Annotated in this window: 16 protein-coding genes and 1 other annotated feature (1 of these 17 cut by a window edge); of the genes, 13 read left to right on the plus strand and 3 right to left on the minus strand. The window is 46.3% G+C overall.

Translation table 11 applies throughout. From position 1 onward, the window contains the following. Positions 1-37 (plus strand) — a binding site (T-box leader) (it extends 194 nt beyond the left edge of the window). 73 nt (positions 38-110) lie between these two features. The 5 genes from C7R56_RS02275 (at position 111) to C7R56_RS02295 (ending at position 4,185) form a co-directional block, all read left to right on the plus strand. Next, complete coding sequence (locus C7R56_RS02275) at positions 111-761, plus strand: amino acid ABC transporter permease (protein ID WP_086987378.1); 651 nt, start codon at positions 111-113, stop codon at positions 759-761. After that, positions 754-1,476, plus strand: coding sequence for an amino acid ABC transporter ATP-binding protein (locus C7R56_RS02280; protein WP_107994969.1), 723 nt, complete (start codon positions 754-756; stop codon positions 1,474-1,476). The genes C7R56_RS02275 and C7R56_RS02280 overlap by 8 nt, the downstream gene beginning before the upstream one ends. Before the next feature lie 28 nt (positions 1,477-1,504). Further along, complete coding sequence (locus C7R56_RS02285; RefSeq protein ID WP_159072128.1) at positions 1,505-2,353, plus strand: transporter substrate-binding domain-containing protein; 849 nt, start codon at positions 1,505-1,507, stop codon at positions 2,351-2,353. 78 nt (positions 2,354-2,431) lie between these two features. Next, on the plus strand, positions 2,432-3,268 hold the full coding sequence (locus C7R56_RS02290) for a transporter substrate-binding domain-containing protein (protein WP_107994971.1): 837 nt from the start codon (positions 2,432-2,434) through the stop codon (positions 3,266-3,268). 257 nt (positions 3,269-3,525) lie between these two features. Continuing rightward, the gene (locus C7R56_RS02295; protein ID WP_107994972.1) at positions 3,526-4,185 is read left to right on the plus strand and encodes an undecaprenyl diphosphate synthase family protein; all 660 of its coding nucleotides are present in this window, start codon (positions 3,526-3,528) and stop codon (positions 4,183-4,185) included. Between the two features lie 127 nt (positions 4,186-4,312). Here the strand turns inward: C7R56_RS02295 and C7R56_RS02300 are convergent, their stop codons facing one another. Both C7R56_RS02300 and C7R56_RS02305 read right to left on the minus strand, forming a co-directional pair. Next, positions 4,313-5,293, minus strand: a complete 981-nt coding sequence (locus C7R56_RS02300; protein WP_107994973.1) for a hypothetical protein — start codon at positions 5,291-5,293, stop codon at positions 4,313-4,315. Positions 5,294-5,534: 241 nt separating this feature from the next. Beyond that, the gene (locus tag C7R56_RS02305; protein WP_107994974.1) at positions 5,535-5,975 is read right to left on the minus strand and encodes a hypothetical protein; all 441 of its coding nucleotides are present in this window, start codon (positions 5,973-5,975) and stop codon (positions 5,535-5,537) included. Between the two features lie 544 nt (positions 5,976-6,519). Here C7R56_RS02305 and C7R56_RS02310 point away from each other — a divergent pair. The 3 genes from C7R56_RS02310 to C7R56_RS02320 are packed head-to-tail and all read left to right on the plus strand — an operon-like array spanning position 6,520 to position 11,775. Next, complete coding sequence (locus C7R56_RS02310) at positions 6,520-8,379, plus strand: tellurite resistance TerB C-terminal domain-containing protein (protein WP_159072129.1); 1,860 nt, start codon at positions 6,520-6,522, stop codon at positions 8,377-8,379. Then, positions 8,372-9,700, plus strand: a complete 1,329-nt coding sequence (locus C7R56_RS02315) for a BREX system ATP-binding domain-containing protein (RefSeq protein ID WP_107994976.1) — start codon at positions 8,372-8,374, stop codon at positions 9,698-9,700. The genes C7R56_RS02310 and C7R56_RS02315 overlap by 8 nt, the downstream gene beginning before the upstream one ends. Next, on the plus strand, positions 9,700-11,775 hold the full coding sequence (locus C7R56_RS02320; RefSeq protein WP_107994977.1) for a DEAD/DEAH box helicase: 2,076 nt from the start codon (positions 9,700-9,702) through the stop codon (positions 11,773-11,775). The genes C7R56_RS02315 and C7R56_RS02320 overlap by 1 nt, the downstream gene beginning before the upstream one ends. Positions 11,776-12,070: 295 nt before the next feature. On the opposite strand, the gene C7R56_RS02325 is transcribed toward C7R56_RS02320, so the two are convergent. Beyond that, positions 12,071-13,006: an acetylxylan esterase gene (locus C7R56_RS02325; protein ID WP_107994978.1), complete on the minus strand. Its 936-nt coding sequence runs from the start codon at positions 13,004-13,006 to the stop codon at positions 12,071-12,073. Between the two features lie 180 nt (positions 13,007-13,186). Between C7R56_RS02325 and C7R56_RS02330 the strand changes: the two genes are divergently transcribed. The 5 genes from C7R56_RS02330 (at position 13,187) to C7R56_RS02350 (ending at position 17,941) form a co-directional block, all read left to right on the plus strand. After that, complete coding sequence (locus tag C7R56_RS02330; RefSeq protein ID WP_107994979.1) at positions 13,187-14,116, plus strand: glycoside hydrolase family 113; 930 nt, start codon at positions 13,187-13,189, stop codon at positions 14,114-14,116. A gap of 87 nt (positions 14,117-14,203) precedes the next feature. Further along, positions 14,204-15,517, plus strand: coding sequence for an ABC transporter substrate-binding protein (locus tag C7R56_RS02335; RefSeq protein ID WP_107994980.1), 1,314 nt, complete (start codon positions 14,204-14,206; stop codon positions 15,515-15,517). A gap of 59 nt (positions 15,518-15,576) precedes the next feature. Further along, on the plus strand, positions 15,577-16,455 hold the full coding sequence (locus C7R56_RS02340) for a carbohydrate ABC transporter permease (protein ID WP_107994981.1): 879 nt from the start codon (positions 15,577-15,579) through the stop codon (positions 16,453-16,455). A gap of 33 nt (positions 16,456-16,488) precedes the next feature. After that, a complete protein-coding gene (locus tag C7R56_RS02345; protein ID WP_107995084.1) occupies positions 16,489-17,325 on the plus strand; it encodes a carbohydrate ABC transporter permease in 837 nt (278 codons plus the stop codon). 19 nt (positions 17,326-17,344) lie between these two features. After that, positions 17,345-17,941 carry a hypothetical protein gene (locus C7R56_RS02350; RefSeq protein WP_107994982.1) on the plus strand — a complete coding sequence of 199 codons (597 nt, stop codon included), beginning with the start codon at positions 17,345-17,347 and terminating at the stop codon, positions 17,939-17,941. Positions 17,942-17,945: the final 4 nt, after the last annotated feature.

Consider the following 17,945-nt stretch of genomic DNA (forward strand, 5'->3'; position numbering starts at 1 on the left):
GTGGTACCGCGGAATCAAACATTGACCCGTCTCTTGTAGCAATACAAGGGGCGGTTTTTTAGTACCCAGAGCACCACCAGCAAAAACATAAAAAAGGGGATTATATACAAATGGATTCAACTTTCTTTGAGACCTATATGCCGATCTATTTCCAAGGCGCAGGTTACACGATAGGCCTTTCAATCAGCGCGATCGTACTGGGCGTCATCTTGGGGACGGGATTGGCATTGATGAAAATGTCGCCCAACAAGTTCCTCAGCATATTAGCGAAAGGGTATATCCAAATTGTGCGGGGTACACCATTGTTGGTGCAATTATTCATCATTTATTACGGGTTGTACGTCATCAATATCGAACTGCCCGATTTCCTGTCCGGCGTCATCGCTGTATCCTTGAACTCGGCAGCCTACATCGCCGAAATCATCCGTTCCGGTATACAAGCGGTCGACAAAGGCCAAATGGAAGCCGCCCGCTCGATCGGGATGAGCAAATCAATGGCAATGCAAAAAATCATTTATCCACAAGCCATCAAGAATATCCTTCCGGCTTTGGGTAACGAATTCGTTACACTGATCAAAGAAACATCCATTGTTTCCGTGTTGGGCTTGCGCGACTTGATGTTCGCTGCTAATACGGTCCGCGGTGCGACATTCTTGCCATTCGGCCCCCTAGTGGTCGCTGCCGTGATGTACTTCATCATGACATCAATCGTCTCTAAATTAGTGGACATTCTAGAAATGAGGTTGAAACAAAGTGATTAAAACAGAAAAACTTACGAAATCTTTCGGCGACAAACAAGTACTGAAAGGCATCGATGAACAAATCAACTCGGGCGAAGTGGTCGTTATCATCGGACCATCGGGATCGGGCAAAAGTACGTTTCTGCGCTGCATGAATCTGCTTGAGGAACCGACAACCGGCAAAGTGATCTTCGAAGGACAAGAGATCAACAAAAAAGGTGTCGATATTGATTCCATCCGCACAAAAATGGGTATGGTGTTCCAAAGTTTCAATCTTTTCCCGCATCTGACGGTATTGGATAACATCATGATTGGACCGCAGCAAGTCAAAAAAATACCGAAAGACAAAGCCGAAGCAATCGCCAGAAAACTGTTGACGCGTATGGGCATGACCGAGAAAGCCGATGTTTATCCACAATCCTTATCGGGCGGACAGAAACAACGGATCGCAATCGCGCGGGCCTTGGCGATGGAGCCGGATATGATGCTGTTCGATGAACCGACATCGGCGCTTGACCCGGAAATGGTCGGCGAAGTATTGCAAGTAATGAAAAATCTTGCGTTGGAAGGCATGACGATGGTAGTCGTGACCCACGAAATGGGCTTCGCGAAAGAAGTCGGCGACCGCATCCTTTTCATGGATGACGGCCAAGTGATGGAACAAGGAACACCGGATGAGATTTTCAATCATCCTAAAAGTGAGCGGACAAAGGATTTCCTATCGAAAGTCCTATAAAATAAAAAAGAAATTTGGAGGGGTTAAGATGAAAAAAGGATTATTGAAATTAGCTTTGGGTGCAATGAGCATTCTTGCTTTGGCGGCATGTGGTAATACAAGCGAGACAGCGGACAGCTCCGCAACAGATTCAGCAGCTACAACAACGGATAAATTGCAGGAAATCAAGGACAGCGGCAAATTGGTGATGGGTACATCAGCGGATTATCCTCCATACGAATGGCACCTTGTGAAAGACGGCAAAGATACAGTAGTCGGTTTCGACATCGATATCGCGCAAGCAATCGCTGATGAATTAGGCGTTGAGTTGGAAGTCAAAGACATGGACTTTGACGGCTTGATTCCGGCTTTATCCACAGGCAAAATCGATATGATCATCGCCGGCATGAACCCGACTGAAGAAAGAAAACAAAGCGTTGACTTCACTGACATCTACTACACACAAAAAGACGTATTGGTGATTAGAACTGAAGATGCTGCAACCATCACATCTGAAGATTCATTGAAAACAGCTGCATTAGCTACGCAAAAAGCGACAATCCAAGAAGACTACCTGTTGGAAAACTTCCCGGATGCTGAAATCCAATCCGTACCAAAATGGAACACAGCAATCATGTCTCTAACAACCGGAAAAGTGGATGCTATCTTGATGGTTGAAACGGTTGCGAAGCAGTTTGTTTCCCAAAATGATACATTGATGATCGCTGAATTTGATGTACAAAGTGACCCGAATGAATCAGCAATCGCAGTCGCTAAAGACGGCGGCGCATTCCTGGAAACTGTCAACAACATCTTGACAGAAATGAAAGACAGCGGCAAAATCGAAGAATTGATCCAAATCAATACACAATTGATGGAAGACAACACAGCAGAATAACAGCAATAAAAGTGCAAGGGGTGCTCTGAAAAGGGCATCCTTTTTTTGAGACAAGGAAAGAATGCGGAGGAATCACGATTGAAAAAAGGGTTTATGAAAATGATTTTGGGAACGATGAGCCTCTTGGGTTTGGCAGCATGCGGAAACACGAGCGGAACTGCGAACAGCGCTGCGACGGATGGAAGCAGCGCCTTGCAGGAAATCAAAGACAGCGGCAAATTGGTCGTCGGAACTTGTGCGGATTATCCTCCGTATGAGTGGCATCTTGTGCAGGACGGAGAAGACAAAATCATCGGTTTCGACATCGATATTGCCCAAGCCATCGCGGATGAACTGGGGGTTGAGCTGGAAGTCCTGGATATGGATTTCGACGGCCTGATTCCGGCATTGTCCACAGGCAAGGTTAATATGATCATCGCCGGCATGAACCCTACGGAAGAAAGAAAACAAAGCGTCGATTTCACGGATATCTACTATACTCAAAAGGATGCGTTGGTGATCAAGTCGGAGGATGCGAAGAATATCCAATCGGAAAACGACCTGAAGAAGTCCAGCCTGACGACGCAAAAAGCGACGATCCAAGAGGAGTACTTGCTGGAGAATTTCCCGGATGCTGAAATTCAGTCCGTCCCGAAATGGAACACGGCCATCCTGTACTTGGTGACCGGCAAAGCGGATGCGGTATTGATGGTGGAGACTGTTGCGAGGCGATACGTGGAAGAGAACGAAGGCCTTGAAATCGCCGACTTCGACGTCGCCAGCACGCCGAACGAATCAGCCATCGCCGTCGCGAAAGACAGCGAAGATTTTCTGGATGCGGTGAACGACATTTTGGATGAGATGGAAGACAGCGGGGAAATCGAAGAGCTGATCCGCACGAACATTGAGATCATGGATGAGAACACCGGGATTTAGCTGGATAGCAAAAAGAAGAGAAGGAACAGTCAGCCGCGGAGGTGAGTGTTCCTTCTCTTTTTGGTTTATTTTTGGAGGCTTTATCCTTCGCAAACTCACCGATCGACAGCAGTTTCTCTTACGTTTCGTCCTGGGTGGCGTAGAAGTAGGGTTAGTAATAGATATTTGAAATTATATGAATTATTCCGGTATATGATTACTTATTCAGCAAGAATTCAGGTACAATAATAAGGAGCTAACTTAAAGGGGGGAATCAAATGGCAGCATATAAACGTTTGCCTAAGCATATTGGGATTATTCCAGATGGCAATAGACGATGGGCTCAAGAACATGGTCTTGAGAAACAAGAAGGTTACAAATTTGGTATAGAACCTGGATTGGAACTGTACCATCTTTGTTTAGAGTTAGGCATTGAGGAATTGACCTTTTATGGTTTCACAGTAGATAATACCAAACGTCCAGCGGAACAAACACAAGCATTTCAAAAAGCCTGCGTAGATGCAGTTAATAAATTGAAAGATAGAGATGCAGATTTACTTGTTATTGGAAATACTGATTCCCCGCTGTTTCCAAAAGAATTACTGCCTTACACTAAAAGAACTGCATTTGGTAAGGGTTTAATTAAGATTAACTTCTTAGTAAATTACGGTTGGAATTGGGATTTGAACTATGGGATAAAACAAGCAGATTTTAACCCTAAAGATGACAGTACCAAAAAAATTGCTTCTTCAGATATCTCACGAATGGATTTAATTATTCGCTGGGGCGGCAGAAGAAGGTTAAGCGGCTTTTTACCGATTCAATCGATTTATTCTGATTTTTATGTAGCCGAAGAAATGTGGCCAGATTACAATATCGATCAAGTACATGCAGCATTGCAATGGTACCAAGATCAAGATATTACATTAGGTGGTTAACAGATCTAGCGTGAAACTTAATTAGAGAAAAATAAAGTAAGTCTAATCCACCATTAGCTGGATAATAAAAAAAGAGAAGGGAATTGCCGGTAGGTCCGGGTTTCCTTCTCTTTTTTGTCCCACAGAATTACTTTTTCTTCTTCAAATCCGCGTAGCCGTTGTACACCGTTGCGAAGATGCCGAAGAGGATGCCCACAATCGGAAAGATGATCCAGGCGCTCCCCCAAGCGTAATAAACGAAGCCGGCAATCAAATAGATTGCGGCTGCCAGCGGGAAGACGACACCCGCGACGATACCGACTACTTTATTTTTTTCGGCTTTATCCTTCGCAAACTCTCCGATCGACAGCAGTTTCTCGTACGTTTCGTCCTGGATGCCGTAGAAGATAAACAGGAAGACGCCGATTGCGATGAAGCTGAGCAGGAACACAAGAGACAGACCGTTTTCCTCACCGAGCAGGACAACGGAAAGCAGCATGGAGACGGGCGCTAGGATGCAGAGGGCGACCCCAGTAGCAACTGCGACAGCCAACCGCGGCCGGAAGGCTTTGTGTTCAGCTTTCAGGCGAGAGTAGGTCGTGGAGTCGAGCTTGATCCGTTTCTCCTCCAGTTCAAATTGCTGTTCCTTCATTCCGTAAAGAATGAACAACGCAACACCGGCTGCGACAAAGATGAACAGCGGCACAAGCGTCAGTATGTCCAGCATTTCACTCGTACGGCCTCCCTGGCCATCTCGGTATCCAGCAAGGTACTGACCAAGAAACAGGCTGGCTGGACCCATGATGCACAAGAAAACACCTGTCGCCATCGCCCAGGCGAAATGATGACGATGATCGATATATTCATCCACTTGTTCGGGAGTAAGGTAGACTTCATTTTGGAGATGTTCTGCAGGTGTAAACGGTATGTCCGGCACTGTGAAGTCATCAATATTGCCGTGAGCCGCTATGGCACCGCTGATTGCTTCGTGCTCGCTTTTGCCGTCTGACTTCAGCTGTTGGTACTTGTTTTGCATTTTTCTTAGCATGGCGTTCTTTTGTTCCAATACTTCCGGAGTCTTTAGCAGGTTAGCAAAGACGGAATCTACATAGTTTTTGAGCGTATCCATAGGTTTCTCTCCATTCCTGATGGTAAATCAAATTCGGCAGTTATTGTGAATGCCCGATGTGAAACTTACATATCTGAGATCAATAAGTGCTTTTGTATCAACTAAAGTGTAGCACTTTTGGATGAGACGGGGAAATGATATGAGTGGAGTGGTATTTCAGCCGATTTTGTATGGGAAATGTTACAGAAATCCACAAAAAGGAGCAGACTATGACCTGCTCCTTATGGGAAAGCTCTACTGTTTAGGCATGTTTGTGACGGTTTATGAAACGCATAACATAATCAGTCGGAAAGAGCCTTTCCTTATACATTAATGCCAGGGAAAGGGCGACCTGGATGCAGGCAATCACAAAGGTCACCACATGCAGCACCTCAATGGTCCGGATCATCAGGACCTGAACGAGTAGCCAAATCAGCAACACTCCGCCGGTGACAAAGCTGACATAGGCCTGATAGCGCGAGCGGAAGAGCTTAAAGGCGGCAGCAAACAATTGCCCTAGGCCAATGACAATAAAAAGCAGCAATCCGGGGATCAAAAAAGTCTCAAAAGGGGAATTGGCTAGCATATCGGTAGATATGCCAAACGGGTCCGTAGGTCGCGAGATGGCAGCCCAGCCGCCAAGAAAGGCGAAGATAGCCACAAACAAATGGGATATCGACAATGAAACTTTTAAAATTTTCATGGTACTCCCCTCCTTCAGGGAAGCGTATTGCCAAAGTTTAGCTCTGAGATACGTTGAATATTGTCTTTTTTTTATTTGACAGGAATAACAACAAAGACAGATGGTAAAGCAGCGAGAACGGGAGACAAGTGAAAAAAGAGGGTGCTTTTAGGTGGTTTTGGTTCGCCTTCATTTTATCATAAATAGTCTTCTGTATAAATTTATCAAGAAAATCCAAAGTTCGTGGAAATTTGCATAGTTGTATATTAGATAAATTTGCAAGGATGTGATTTCTCTGACTTTTTTGAATTTTGACGATAGAAATTCGAGAGAAAGTCCGGTTTCTTCGGCGATCATCACAGAGATTCTAGCGTGACGATGTTCCGTAATATAATCGATGAGCTTGTTAATTACTTCTTATAAATTCCATTCGCGTCTACGATACGGAAAAGAGGATATGCGGTATGTCCCACACTGCATAGAACAAGCGTTCTTGAATATGTACGCCAATAGACGTATACTTAGGACGTATCTTTACAGTGAATGGGGAAGGGGGACCTCCAAAATGTTCGAATTCATAAATAAAATATTCAAAAATAAGCGGTTGACCGAAGAAGAAAAGATATCGATCATTGAATTGGTTCATACTGAGGAATCTTTCATCAATCCACGAGAGCTCATTGCCGAACAGGAGCGTCAAAAAAGAGCTCAAAAGAAAGTCGAGAAAAAAGCTTGGATCAGCTACGTTTCTCCGCCGGTAAGGTTGAATGACAATTTTACAAGGCAAATTGAAGAAGTGGTGGGTGCATTATTTGAAAGATTATGCGCCATCGTCGATGTGGAATTGAAGAAGAAGCGTAAAAACATCAAACATATGAAATATGAGCGTTACTATTATCATGTGACCGCTTTTGACGAAATCTATCGGCTATCCAGAGAGGTGGTCTATTCGTTTTACAGACAGGATAACATGCACCCAGAAGCCTTTTTTTCCTATGACCTGCAAGCCATGTTGTCCAGGGATATCCAAAAAATCCTTACGCAAGAGGTAGATGCGTACCGGAAAAATTTACCCTTTCCGGATGAGGAGACCAGAATAAAATTTGGCTTGACGCAATTCGGTACCAAAATCGTTTGGTGGGATCCGTCCGGAATGTTGCGCGACAAGCAAATATTTGACGGGATCGAAATGGCATATTTCGATCAACTAAGGAAAAGGGCGACGAGGTTTACTGAAGTACCGTCTGTCATGGCCCATTGTTTGGGGAAATACGCAGACCTCATGCAGATTGTGTTGCATGACCTTGAGGATGGATCCATCAAATGGAAGATCAAACCAAATAATTATTTCAGGAAATATTTCCATTTGCCGCTGGATGATGATCGTATCTGGGCGGAAACGTTCCGTCTGCCGGCAGACCTTTATCTCCTGTCCGAAAACATGATCCGCCGGGAGGTCGAGGGTCTCCGGGTGCTGCCTGAGGAGGAAAGCCTGCAGAATCTGCAAAAATATTTGCCGGATGAAACGTTCCTGAAGATTCAAACATATCTGAGCCAAAAAGTTGAGCTGGAGCTGGATTATCAAGCCATCTCAGCCTTGCGGAACGTGAATAAGACCGTTTGGCATGAGGCCGCCAATCTGCTCATCAGCCAACCGTTGGAGCGAATCAACGGCTTGCTTCGTGAAGTTGCAGAGGATCCGGATTTGAAAAAGATAGCCACGAAGGTGATCAAGCAAAGCGAGGATTCGGATAAGCGCATCATTTTTATTTTTTTGATGGAAAAGGCAGCTTTGCCGGTAGCAAAAGCGTTGCAAAAAGAACGGGATGGCTTCATTCATCCAACCAGACAGGCTGATTATCAGCAGTTGTTGCTTGATGAAAATCTCCTTATGGAAAGTTTGCCGGAGCTTCTAAATGACTGTACGCAACCGGTACGCAGGGAAATCAAGCTGGATACTGCCTTAATCACCGCATCACATTCTGCTCTGGATACGATTATTGATATGGTTGACACTTACCTGAGTGAGGAGAAAGCCGATGAAGGGCTGGATGCTGCTTTGAGTCTGAACTTTTTTGCCGAGATTGAGATGTCGCAGGCAGCGGAGCAAAGTGAAGCAGAAAGTGTGGTCTCCACATCGGTATCTGCTACCGTAACTATTATAGAAGAACCGGAAAATCCGCACAGTGAGCAGGAACCTGAGCATATGCAATTCTTCAAACAGTTGGTGGCAGGCAACGGGATATCTTTGGATGATTTTAAAGAACACGCAAAAAATAAAGGCAAACTCCATCAGGCTTACCTGACCGAATTGAACGAAGTGCTGTATGAAATATTTGACGATCAAGTACTGGTGATCAGCCAGCAACAGGTCATCATCGAAGAGGATTTTATGGAAGAAATGAGGGGATGGATAGATGGCTGAAATCAAGCTGAGAAAGAAGGATGCCCAAACGATTATTGCCTCACTTGAGGCGGGCGTTGTGCCGGTAAAAGGGGTACAGCATGTATTGGTGGGCAGGAGCAATGAAGTCAAGGAAATCATCGACACCTTGCAAAAATTGGAGGATGGCAACAGTGATCTGCGGTTTTGGGTAGGCGATTTTGGGTCGGGCAAAAGTTTTGTTTTGCGGACGATCGAATCGCTGGCGCTGCAAAAGAATTTCGTGGTCTCCACGATCGACTTGACTCCGACGCGCCGTTTCTATGATTCATCCGGGAAAGCGTTGGCATTGTACAATGAAGTCGTCAATAAAATCGTCATCAAAAATAACCGCGATGGGAATGCCATCGAGACGATCGTCCAGCAATGGATTCAGGTTCTGCTCGAGCAGATTTCCGTGGAAAACAGCCTCACCGTTCCCGTTTTGATGGAAAAGGCCCATTGGAAATTGGTGGAGAACGCCATCCTGAAGACCACGAATTCCTTCTATTCATCGGGGCTTTCCTATGAATTCGGGCAAGCGCTGATGAAATATTTCGAAGGGATTGCCGGCGACAATATGTCCCTTCAGATTGAAGCGATTCGTTGGATCCGCGGGGATATCACGACAAAAACGGAAGCCTCCAAAGAATTGGGCATCAAGAACGTCATCAACGATGCAAACTATCTCATCGCATTGAAAAATCTGGCGGAATTATTCTTGAAGATCGGCTACAAGGGATTTGTCATAAACTTTGATGAGTCAGTCAATCTGTATAAATTACCGCGTTCCTTGACCCGTGAAAAAAATTATGAAATGATCCTCAATCTGTATAACGAAACGAAAACCAATGAAGCTAAAGGCCTGTTCATCAATTTTGGCGCAACGAAGCACACGGTTTATGACGAACGAAGAGGATTGGCCAGCTACGGCGCTTTGAAAACACGCTTCGGGAACGAATTGATGAAAAATAAAGACTATGTCAATGTGAACAGTACTGTCATCGATCTGAAGCCGCTGAGCCCGGAAGAGATTTTTATCCTTTTGACCAAGCTGTTGGAAATATACAACACGGCCTATCAAACGACGCTGATGGTGAAGGACAGCGAAATACAGCAATACATGGAAGACCAGTTGAACCGTCCGGGAGCTGCGGCATTTTTGACGCCGCGGTCCGTCATCAAGGATTATATCGAAATACTGTCCTTACAGCGCCAGAACCCGGATCATTCTTTCAGCCATATCCTCGCCGATCGGTTCGGCAGGAGGACTTCCGTTGTGGCGAAGGATGCAGATGACCACGATGAAATAGAGGTTTACTGATGCAGGCATTTGATAGTCTCAGCAGAGACATCCAGCAGTACATCTATGATAAAGGGTGGCCAAGCCTGACGAACATTCAAAGTGCTGCCATCAAACAGGTCGCCAACACCGATCATAATCTCATTCTGTCCGCTCCGACTGCCTCAGGGAAAACGGAAGCAGCCTTCATCCCGGCGCTGAACAGTGTGGAGGATTGGGAAACGGGGCTGAAGGTACTGTACATTTCGCCCTTGAAAGCCCTGATCAATGATCAATTTCAGCGCATAAGGGAACTCAGTGCGTATTTGGATATACCGATCACGCCTTGGCATGGTGAAGTTTCCAAGGCCCAGAAAAAGAAAGTTGTGAACCAACCGAAAGGAATTCTGTTGATCACACCGGAATCGATTGAGGGCATGTTGGTGAATCGTCCTGGCGAAGCGCAACACCTCTTTAAAGGGGTGGAATGGATCATCATCGATGAACTGCACAGTTTTCTGGGGACGGAACGGGGTATTCACTTGCAATCGTTGCTGCAACGGATCAGCCAATTCATGCAATCGCCACGTTTCATCGCGATGAGTGCAACCTTAAACATGAAGGATTTCGGTTATGCGAAAGCCTTCTTCGGTAGCCCCCGGGACACGGATATTCTCGTGGACCGTGATAAGAATGATCTGCTCATCACGATAGACTACACGAGTGGCGAGGCAGGCCCATTCGTCGCGCGGGAATCCTTGGATGCGATCTACCAGTATTCCAAAACGGAAACGATGCTGATTTTTCCGAATTCCCGCAACAGGGTGGAAGAGATCACCCATAAATTGGATAAGATGGCAAAAAAAGAGAACGCACCTATCAGCTATTTTGCCCATCATTCTTCGGTGGACAAACTGTTGCGTGAAGAAGTGGAATTTTTTGCCAAAAACAACGAGGATCAGCTGTTCACAATCACCTGTACCTCCACCTTGGAATTGGGAATAGACATCGGATCGGTGGACAGCGTGGTGCAGTATGGTTCCCCTCCGTCCACTTCTTCGCTCAGCCAAAGATTGGGGCGCAGCGGACGGAGAACCCATCAAAGCATCCTGCACATTGTGGAGGACGATTCCTGGGAAATGCTGCAGACCTATGCCGCACTGGATTTGCTGGAGCGGGGTGAAATGGATGCGACGGAAATGATCGAGACTCCCTACAATGCTTTGGCGCATCAAGTGATGGCGATCCTTTTCCAAAAGGTCAGTATACCGATGACGCAATTGCTGCAGCTGAATAAAACCTTTCCGGTCTGGAGAGCAATTTCGGATGTTGATTTGTCGCTATTGATTGATTACATGGTGGAAATGGATTTCATCGAAATCATGGATGATGAGGCGATTGTCGGTTTGGAGGGGGAACGACTGCTGCGTTCCAGGGATTTCTACGCGTTGTTTTTCACGACCAGTGATTTTTCTGTCCATTACCAACACGAGCGCATCGGCAGTCTGCCGTTCACACCCGATATCCAAATCGAAAGCAAAATCCTGTTGGCGGGCAGGGTGTGGATCGTGAAAGACATCGATGTCAAAGCCAAGCGCATCATGGTGGAAATGACGAAAGAAGGAAGACCCCCGAAATTCATCAGCGATGAAGGCTTCGTTTCCAACGAAGTGCGTGAAAATATGGAAAAACTGTTGCGAACTGGAGAGTATCTGAACCTGAACAATGATAAGATCACACGCGATTTTGACTTTCTCAAGAGTACACTATACTTCGATGACGGTAATTATTGGTATGAGGACAATCAGACGAATATAGGCATTGTGACATTCAGAGGGACTAAGTTCAATATCGCATTGCTGCTGCTCATAAAGAGCATCGCCGCTGAGGGAGAAAAATATCAACTGCATGACAAACACTCCTTGATCACGGGTCCCGACATAAAAAAAATGGTGGAACGACTCGCTGGAGCGGATGTTTCCCTGGATACTGTCGTGGCGTATCTGGAGAAAAATGAGAAGGCCATCGAAGAGTTGACGGCCCATCAAAAATTCATGCAACTGGTCCCCACAAACTTGAAAATCAAATGGATTTTGAATAACTTTTTTTCGGTTTGAATGTGGGCGCGCTCCACATCACTGTGCTCCTGCGAAAGGAGGCTTCGCCGGGGTTGGGCAGACATTTGAGGTGGCCTGCTCCGATGACCAAGGCTTCGTCGGAGGTGCGGCCGAAGGTTACCGATGAACTCCGGCGAGCAGGGCCTCACCGGAGCAGGTGTTATGTTGGGAATCCCGTCATACCAAATACATCAACAAAAATCCGCCGATCTGATAGCTCAGTGTCTGGCGGATTTTTTTGTCTTGCTGCGGCGGGCGGTAATCACCGCACAGTTTTTAGCTTTATATTTTTCTGTTACTCTACAAAATACCCTCTCAATTCATCACTCACCTTTGGCAAATACTCATGCCCGTATTCCGGCAGCTCAATCAGCTGTTTTTTTGCATTGATCTTGTTGTAGGTAGCCATTTGCGTAATCGGAGGGACGACGGCATCCTGCAGGCCGACGACCCAACAGACTTCGGCTTGGATGCGCGGGGCGAAATGCTGGATATCGATGTATTCCAGGGTATCAAAGACTTCCTTTTCGCGTTTGTGGAGCGGATCGCGGAATTGGAACCAATATGGAATCTCCTCGAATGCCGAAGTCTGGGCTCCGAGCGCATAGGCTTTACGGTAGTCGGAAAGGAACGGGTAGGTGACGTAGACGCGATGAAGGTCGGGCACCAATCCGGCGCAGGCGATCGTCAGACCGCCTCCTTGTGAAGCGCCTTGCGCATAGATCTTGGTTTCATCCACAAAATCCAATGATTTGAGGATGCGCGCGGCGTGGGCCGTATCCAAGAACACCTGACGGTAATAGAGGTTTTCTTTGCCTTCCTCCAATCCGCGGATGATCAGTCCCTTCATGACGCCTCCTTTTGTCTTGGTACAGTCTTCGGAAAGCCCGCCTTGTCCTCTGGCATCCAATGCCAAGACGACGAACCCTTCCGCCACCCAACCGATTTTATCCTGAAAATCCCCCGAATCGCCATGGTACCCATGAAATTGCAGCATCCCTTTTAATTTCTGTCCTCCCGTAAACTTGGGGGTGACAAGCTGGCAATGCACTTCCGCGCCACCAACACCGATGAACGTTAGATGATAGAAGGTGGCGACTTGTGAGGGGATAGCCGCAATCTCCAACTTGTATTCCAACGGCAGACTCTCCATTTCACGCAAACCCTCTTCCCAAAACGCATCAAAATCCTGCGGGCGTATCCCACTTCCCTGATAATCCTTATAATCCATCCTGTATCCTCCCATTATTTTTACCAGCAATAGCTGAAATTTTTCAAACGCATCATGTACCCAAAAGTTAGACACATCAGTTCTTTACAAACCTGTCATTATGATGAATAATGATGATGCCGCATACATTAATAAATATATACTTTTAATTTTATATGTCAATATGTAGAGGAGGATATTATGGATTTCATTAACGGGGTCACGTTCGGATTTATGAGTCAGCGCGGGGAATGGGAGGATGAAGAGGCGTTCAAATCCTTGCGGCTGCTGAAGGAGCGGTGTGCAATCGACCATGTGATTTTGGCAGTGGTTGTCGAACAGCCGACCATCCATTCCACAGAAATTGAATGGCAGGCGGATTCCGTCTTATCGGATCGGGAAGTGATGGGGGTGATTGATTATGCCCATGAACTGGGGTTGAAGGTCATTTTGAAGCCGATGCTCAACGTAAGCAATGGCATATGGCGCGCACATATCAATTTTTTTGATCACGATGTTCCTTGCGAGCCGAAATGGTCGGACTGGTTCGCTTCCTATACCGATTTCATCAGCCATTACGCGGTTTTAGCGGAAGAGACAAAGTGCGAAATGTTCGTCATCGGTTGCGAACTGGTCAACAGCGATCGAAGGGAGCGGCAGTGGCGCGAAGTTATCGCTGCTGTGCGGAAAGAATATCAGGGTGAAATCACCTATAACTGTGACAAGTATCAGGAAAATCATATCGCCTGGTGGGACGCGGTCGATGTCATCTCATCTTCTGGCTACTATCCAATCGATAGGTGGGAACAGGAATTGCAGCGTATCGGACAGGTGGTTGAAAAGTACAACAAGCCGTTTTTCTTCTGCGAAGCGGGCTGTGCCAGTCGGACCGGGGCCAAGTGGTTGCCCAACAACTGGGAGCTGGATGGCAGCGTTGATTTGATGGAACAGAAAGAATGGTATGAAGAAATGTTCAAACAGACTTCACGGCATAAATGGGTCGGAGGATTTGGGCTATGGGACTGGAAAGCGCACCTGTATCAATTGGAAGAGTCCAACAAAGACAGCGATTATGCGCTTTTCGGGAAGCCGGCAGAGGAAACGGTAAGGAATTATTTTAAAAACAAATAATTTTATTTATAAAAGTATATACATTTAAAATTAAAAGTGATAATATGTATCCGTAAACGCTTACTAAAATTTGAGGAGGATTTAAAGATGAGAAGAAATACAATTTTTGGCAAAGCAGGTTTGACGATCGCATCATTGTTGGTATTGGCTGCTTGTGGCAGTGCAGCTTCGGAATCGGGCAGTAATGAAGAAGGTGTCGAAACAATCACGTTCATCAACCATAAAACGGACTGGGAAGAAAACGGCAAATGGGATGAGTACATGGCAGCTTTCAATGAAAAATATCCGGATATAAAAGTAGAAATCGAAACGATGACCGATTATGCAGGACAGATGAAAACGCGTATGAACACGGAAGAATACGGCGATTTGTTGATGCTGCCGGCTGATATTTCACCGACCGATTTCGAGCTGTTCTTTGAACCTTTGGGTGATAAAACAGAGTTGAGCGAGACCTATATGGGCTTGAACGATCGCTCCTTCGAAGGCGTACAATACGGTATTCCTACGCAGTTGAATGCCACTGGGATGGCCGTCAACATGAAAGTGTTCGAAGATGCTGGCATCACCGAATTCCCGAAAACACCGGAAGCTTTCGTTGCAGCTTTGGAAACGATCAAAGAATCCAATCCTGAAGTGACGCCTTTATATACGAATTACTCGGCAGGCTGGACGCTTTCCAACTGGGACTTCACCCGGACTGGGGTATCCGGCGATCCGGATGTGACGACGAAGATGGCGGAAGATTCAGCTCCGTTCGAAGTGGGCGACACTATGAACACGATTTATGATGTGCTTTTCCAAGTCGCTGAAAAAGGATTGATCGAAGAGGATCCTACGACATCGGATTGGGAACAATCAAAACTGGATTTGGCAAACGGTAACGTTGCAGTCATGGTTCTGGGAAGCTGGGCTGTGCCTCAGATCCAGGAATTAGCCGAAGGGCATGAAGAAGACATCACTTTCCAAACTTTCCCTGTCACAGCAGCTGACGGCAAGCAATATATGGGTGTCGGCGGTGACTATAACCTAGCCATCAACGTCAACAGTGAGCATAAGGAAGCAGCGCGTACGCTGTTGGACTGGTTGATCAATGAATCGGATTATGCCGTGGACAACGGTGGGTTGCAAGCAGTCAAAGGCGGCGACTATCCAGCTTCACTGAAAGCCAGCCAAGAAGCAGGGGTTGTCCTGTTGGAAGAAAACGCTGCTCCTGAAGGCAAAGAATCCTTGTTCTCTGACGTAAATAACATGTCTGAATTGGGCGTGGGTGCGACCGACTTGGAGAAACAACGCATCATCGATGCAGCCATCGGAAATACGAATGAAACTTTTGAAGAAATCATGGAAGACTTTAATGCACGTTGGGCTGACGCCATCAAAGAAGTCAGCGGTAACTGATTGATGGAAGCAGGCGCCCTGGATAGGGGCGCTTGTTTTATAAATGGAGGGGAAAAACTGTGCAAAGAATTAATTTAAGCCAAAAAGCTGAGAAAAAATTACTCATCTTTTTATTTACGATCGTTCCGGTTTCTTTACTGCTGCTGTTTTCATATTATCCGTTGGTGAAGATGTTCCAGTACAGCCTGACCGATTGGAACGGGATTACGCCCGATCCGAATTTTGTCGGTTTGGATAATTACCGGACCGTTTTGACAAATCCAAAGTATTTTTCCGTATTCAAAACCAGTTTCTATTATTTCACCGCTACTTTCTTCCAATTGGGCATTGCGCTATTGTTCGCTACGATCCTATCCTTCAAAGTAAAATTTGCGAATTTTTGGAAAGGGATTTTGTTTTTCCCTTATCTGTTGAACGGAGTGGCAATCGGCTTCATCTTCCTCTATTTCTATAAAGGTGGGGGGACATTGGATACGGTCCTGACGTTCTTTGGATTGGAGGATCAGATCCAATTATGGTTGGGGAACCGTTCCATCAATAATATCTCGCTGGCTTTCACCTCCGTTTGGCGCTATACCGGTTTCAACTTTCTGGTTTTCCTAGGAGCAATCCAATCGGTCAATCCGGAAATTTATGAGGCAGCTGAAATCGACGGGGCCAACCAATGGGATAAATTCCGTTACATAATTGTCCCGAGCATCAAGAAAATCATTTTTTTGAACATCATTCTCGGAATCAGCGGCTCTCTCAGCGTATTCGATATCCCATACATCATGACGGGCGGATCGAACGGAACGACAACTTTCGTCATCCAAACGATCGCTACCGCATTCAAATATAACAAAACCGGTTTGGCATCCGCGATGGGTATCATCCTGCTTGGAATCGTGATTGTGGTCACGGTTGTCCAGAAACTGGCTATTAAGGAGGATAGATAGGCGATGGAAATGACAGAGATAACGCAGAAAATCATGAAAAAAGGCCGGAAATCGGGTTGGACAATCGGGAGTTTTTTCAAATATACCATCCTCTTGGTCGGGGCGATTGCGGCGGTGCTTCCTTTGTTGGTCGTCCTGATTGGATCGTTCAAATCCAATGAAGAATTCTTGACGACTGGCGTTTTGGCTTTGCCGCAGCAGCTGGATTTCTCCAATTATGTCACAGCGTTTGTGAACGGGCAGATGCTGACGGGCTTCAAAAATACGTTTTTCATCTTCATCGTCAGCATGGTCGGCAAATTGACGCTCGGATCGATGTTTGCCTACGTGATGAACCGCTTCGAGTTCCGCTACAAGAAGCTGATCCTTACCTTGTTCATGACAGCGATGCTGATACCAGGCATCACAAGCCAAGTCGCCACTTTCCAGATCATCGAAAGCATGGGTTTGTTCAACACAATCTGGTCGGTCATCGTCCTCAATTTGGGTACGGATGTCATCTCCATCTACATCTTTATGCAGTATCTGGACGAAATTCCGGTATCGCTCGACGAATCAGCCTATCTTGATGGGGCTTCGCATTTCCAAATTTTCTGGAAAATCATTTTGCCCAATCTGAAGGCGCCGATTGTGACTATGCTGATCATCAGTGGGGTGGGCGTCTACAACGACTTCTACAACCCTTTCCTATACATGCCGGCACGCGAGCTGAAGGTCATTTCCACTGCGTTGTTTGCCTTCAAAGGGCCATACGGAACCAATTGGCCGGTCATTCTGGCTGGCGTCATGATCGTGATCGTCCCGATCCTGATTTTGTTCGTCAGCCTGCAGAAATACATTTACAACGGCGTAGCAGGATCCGTGAAGTAAAGCCGAAAGGAGCAAGAAGATGGGAAAACAGTCAAGAATCGTACGCTTTGTCGAGCAGGTGTACCGTTTGGTTACCGGGTCGCTCCTCTATTGGAAGACACTCATCTTTTCAGGGGGCTTGTATGGTTTCGTGGACGCTGCCGACAGGCTGATGGCGTTCCTTTCATCGGCTGAGCCAACCAGAGCAGGAAAAACAGAAAGTTTGCCGCACAGAAAACTTCTTTCATTCACCTGGTGTGTGTTGTTCAGTATCGTTTTGGCTGGCTACCTGCACATCGGCAATGGCAAAAGGACCGAGATGACTCTGTTTCTCTGGATAACGGCCAGCACAGCATTCTTGTTGTATCATATTTTCTTGGTGACACTCGTCGTGTTGGGTAAGGAGAATGAGCCGCGGTTGTCGAATCGTATGCGCTACGCTCAAACTCTAGACCATATGTTCCGCAACCCGACGAAGGGCCTGTACATCCTGGTGCTTTCAGGCAGTGCGGTGTTGGTTGGTTTCTTCAATCTCATTCTGTTTGTTTTCCTTGTTCCGAGTCTCTACTGGTGGTTTTTGACCAAAGGAATGGGGCAACAGAAAAAGCGGCCAATGAGTGCGGCTGGTTCATCCTAATCCG

It is taken from the genome of Trichococcus paludicola (genome assembly GCF_003052295.1).
GTDB lineage: Bacteria > Bacillota > Bacilli > Lactobacillales > Aerococcaceae > Trichococcus > Trichococcus paludicola.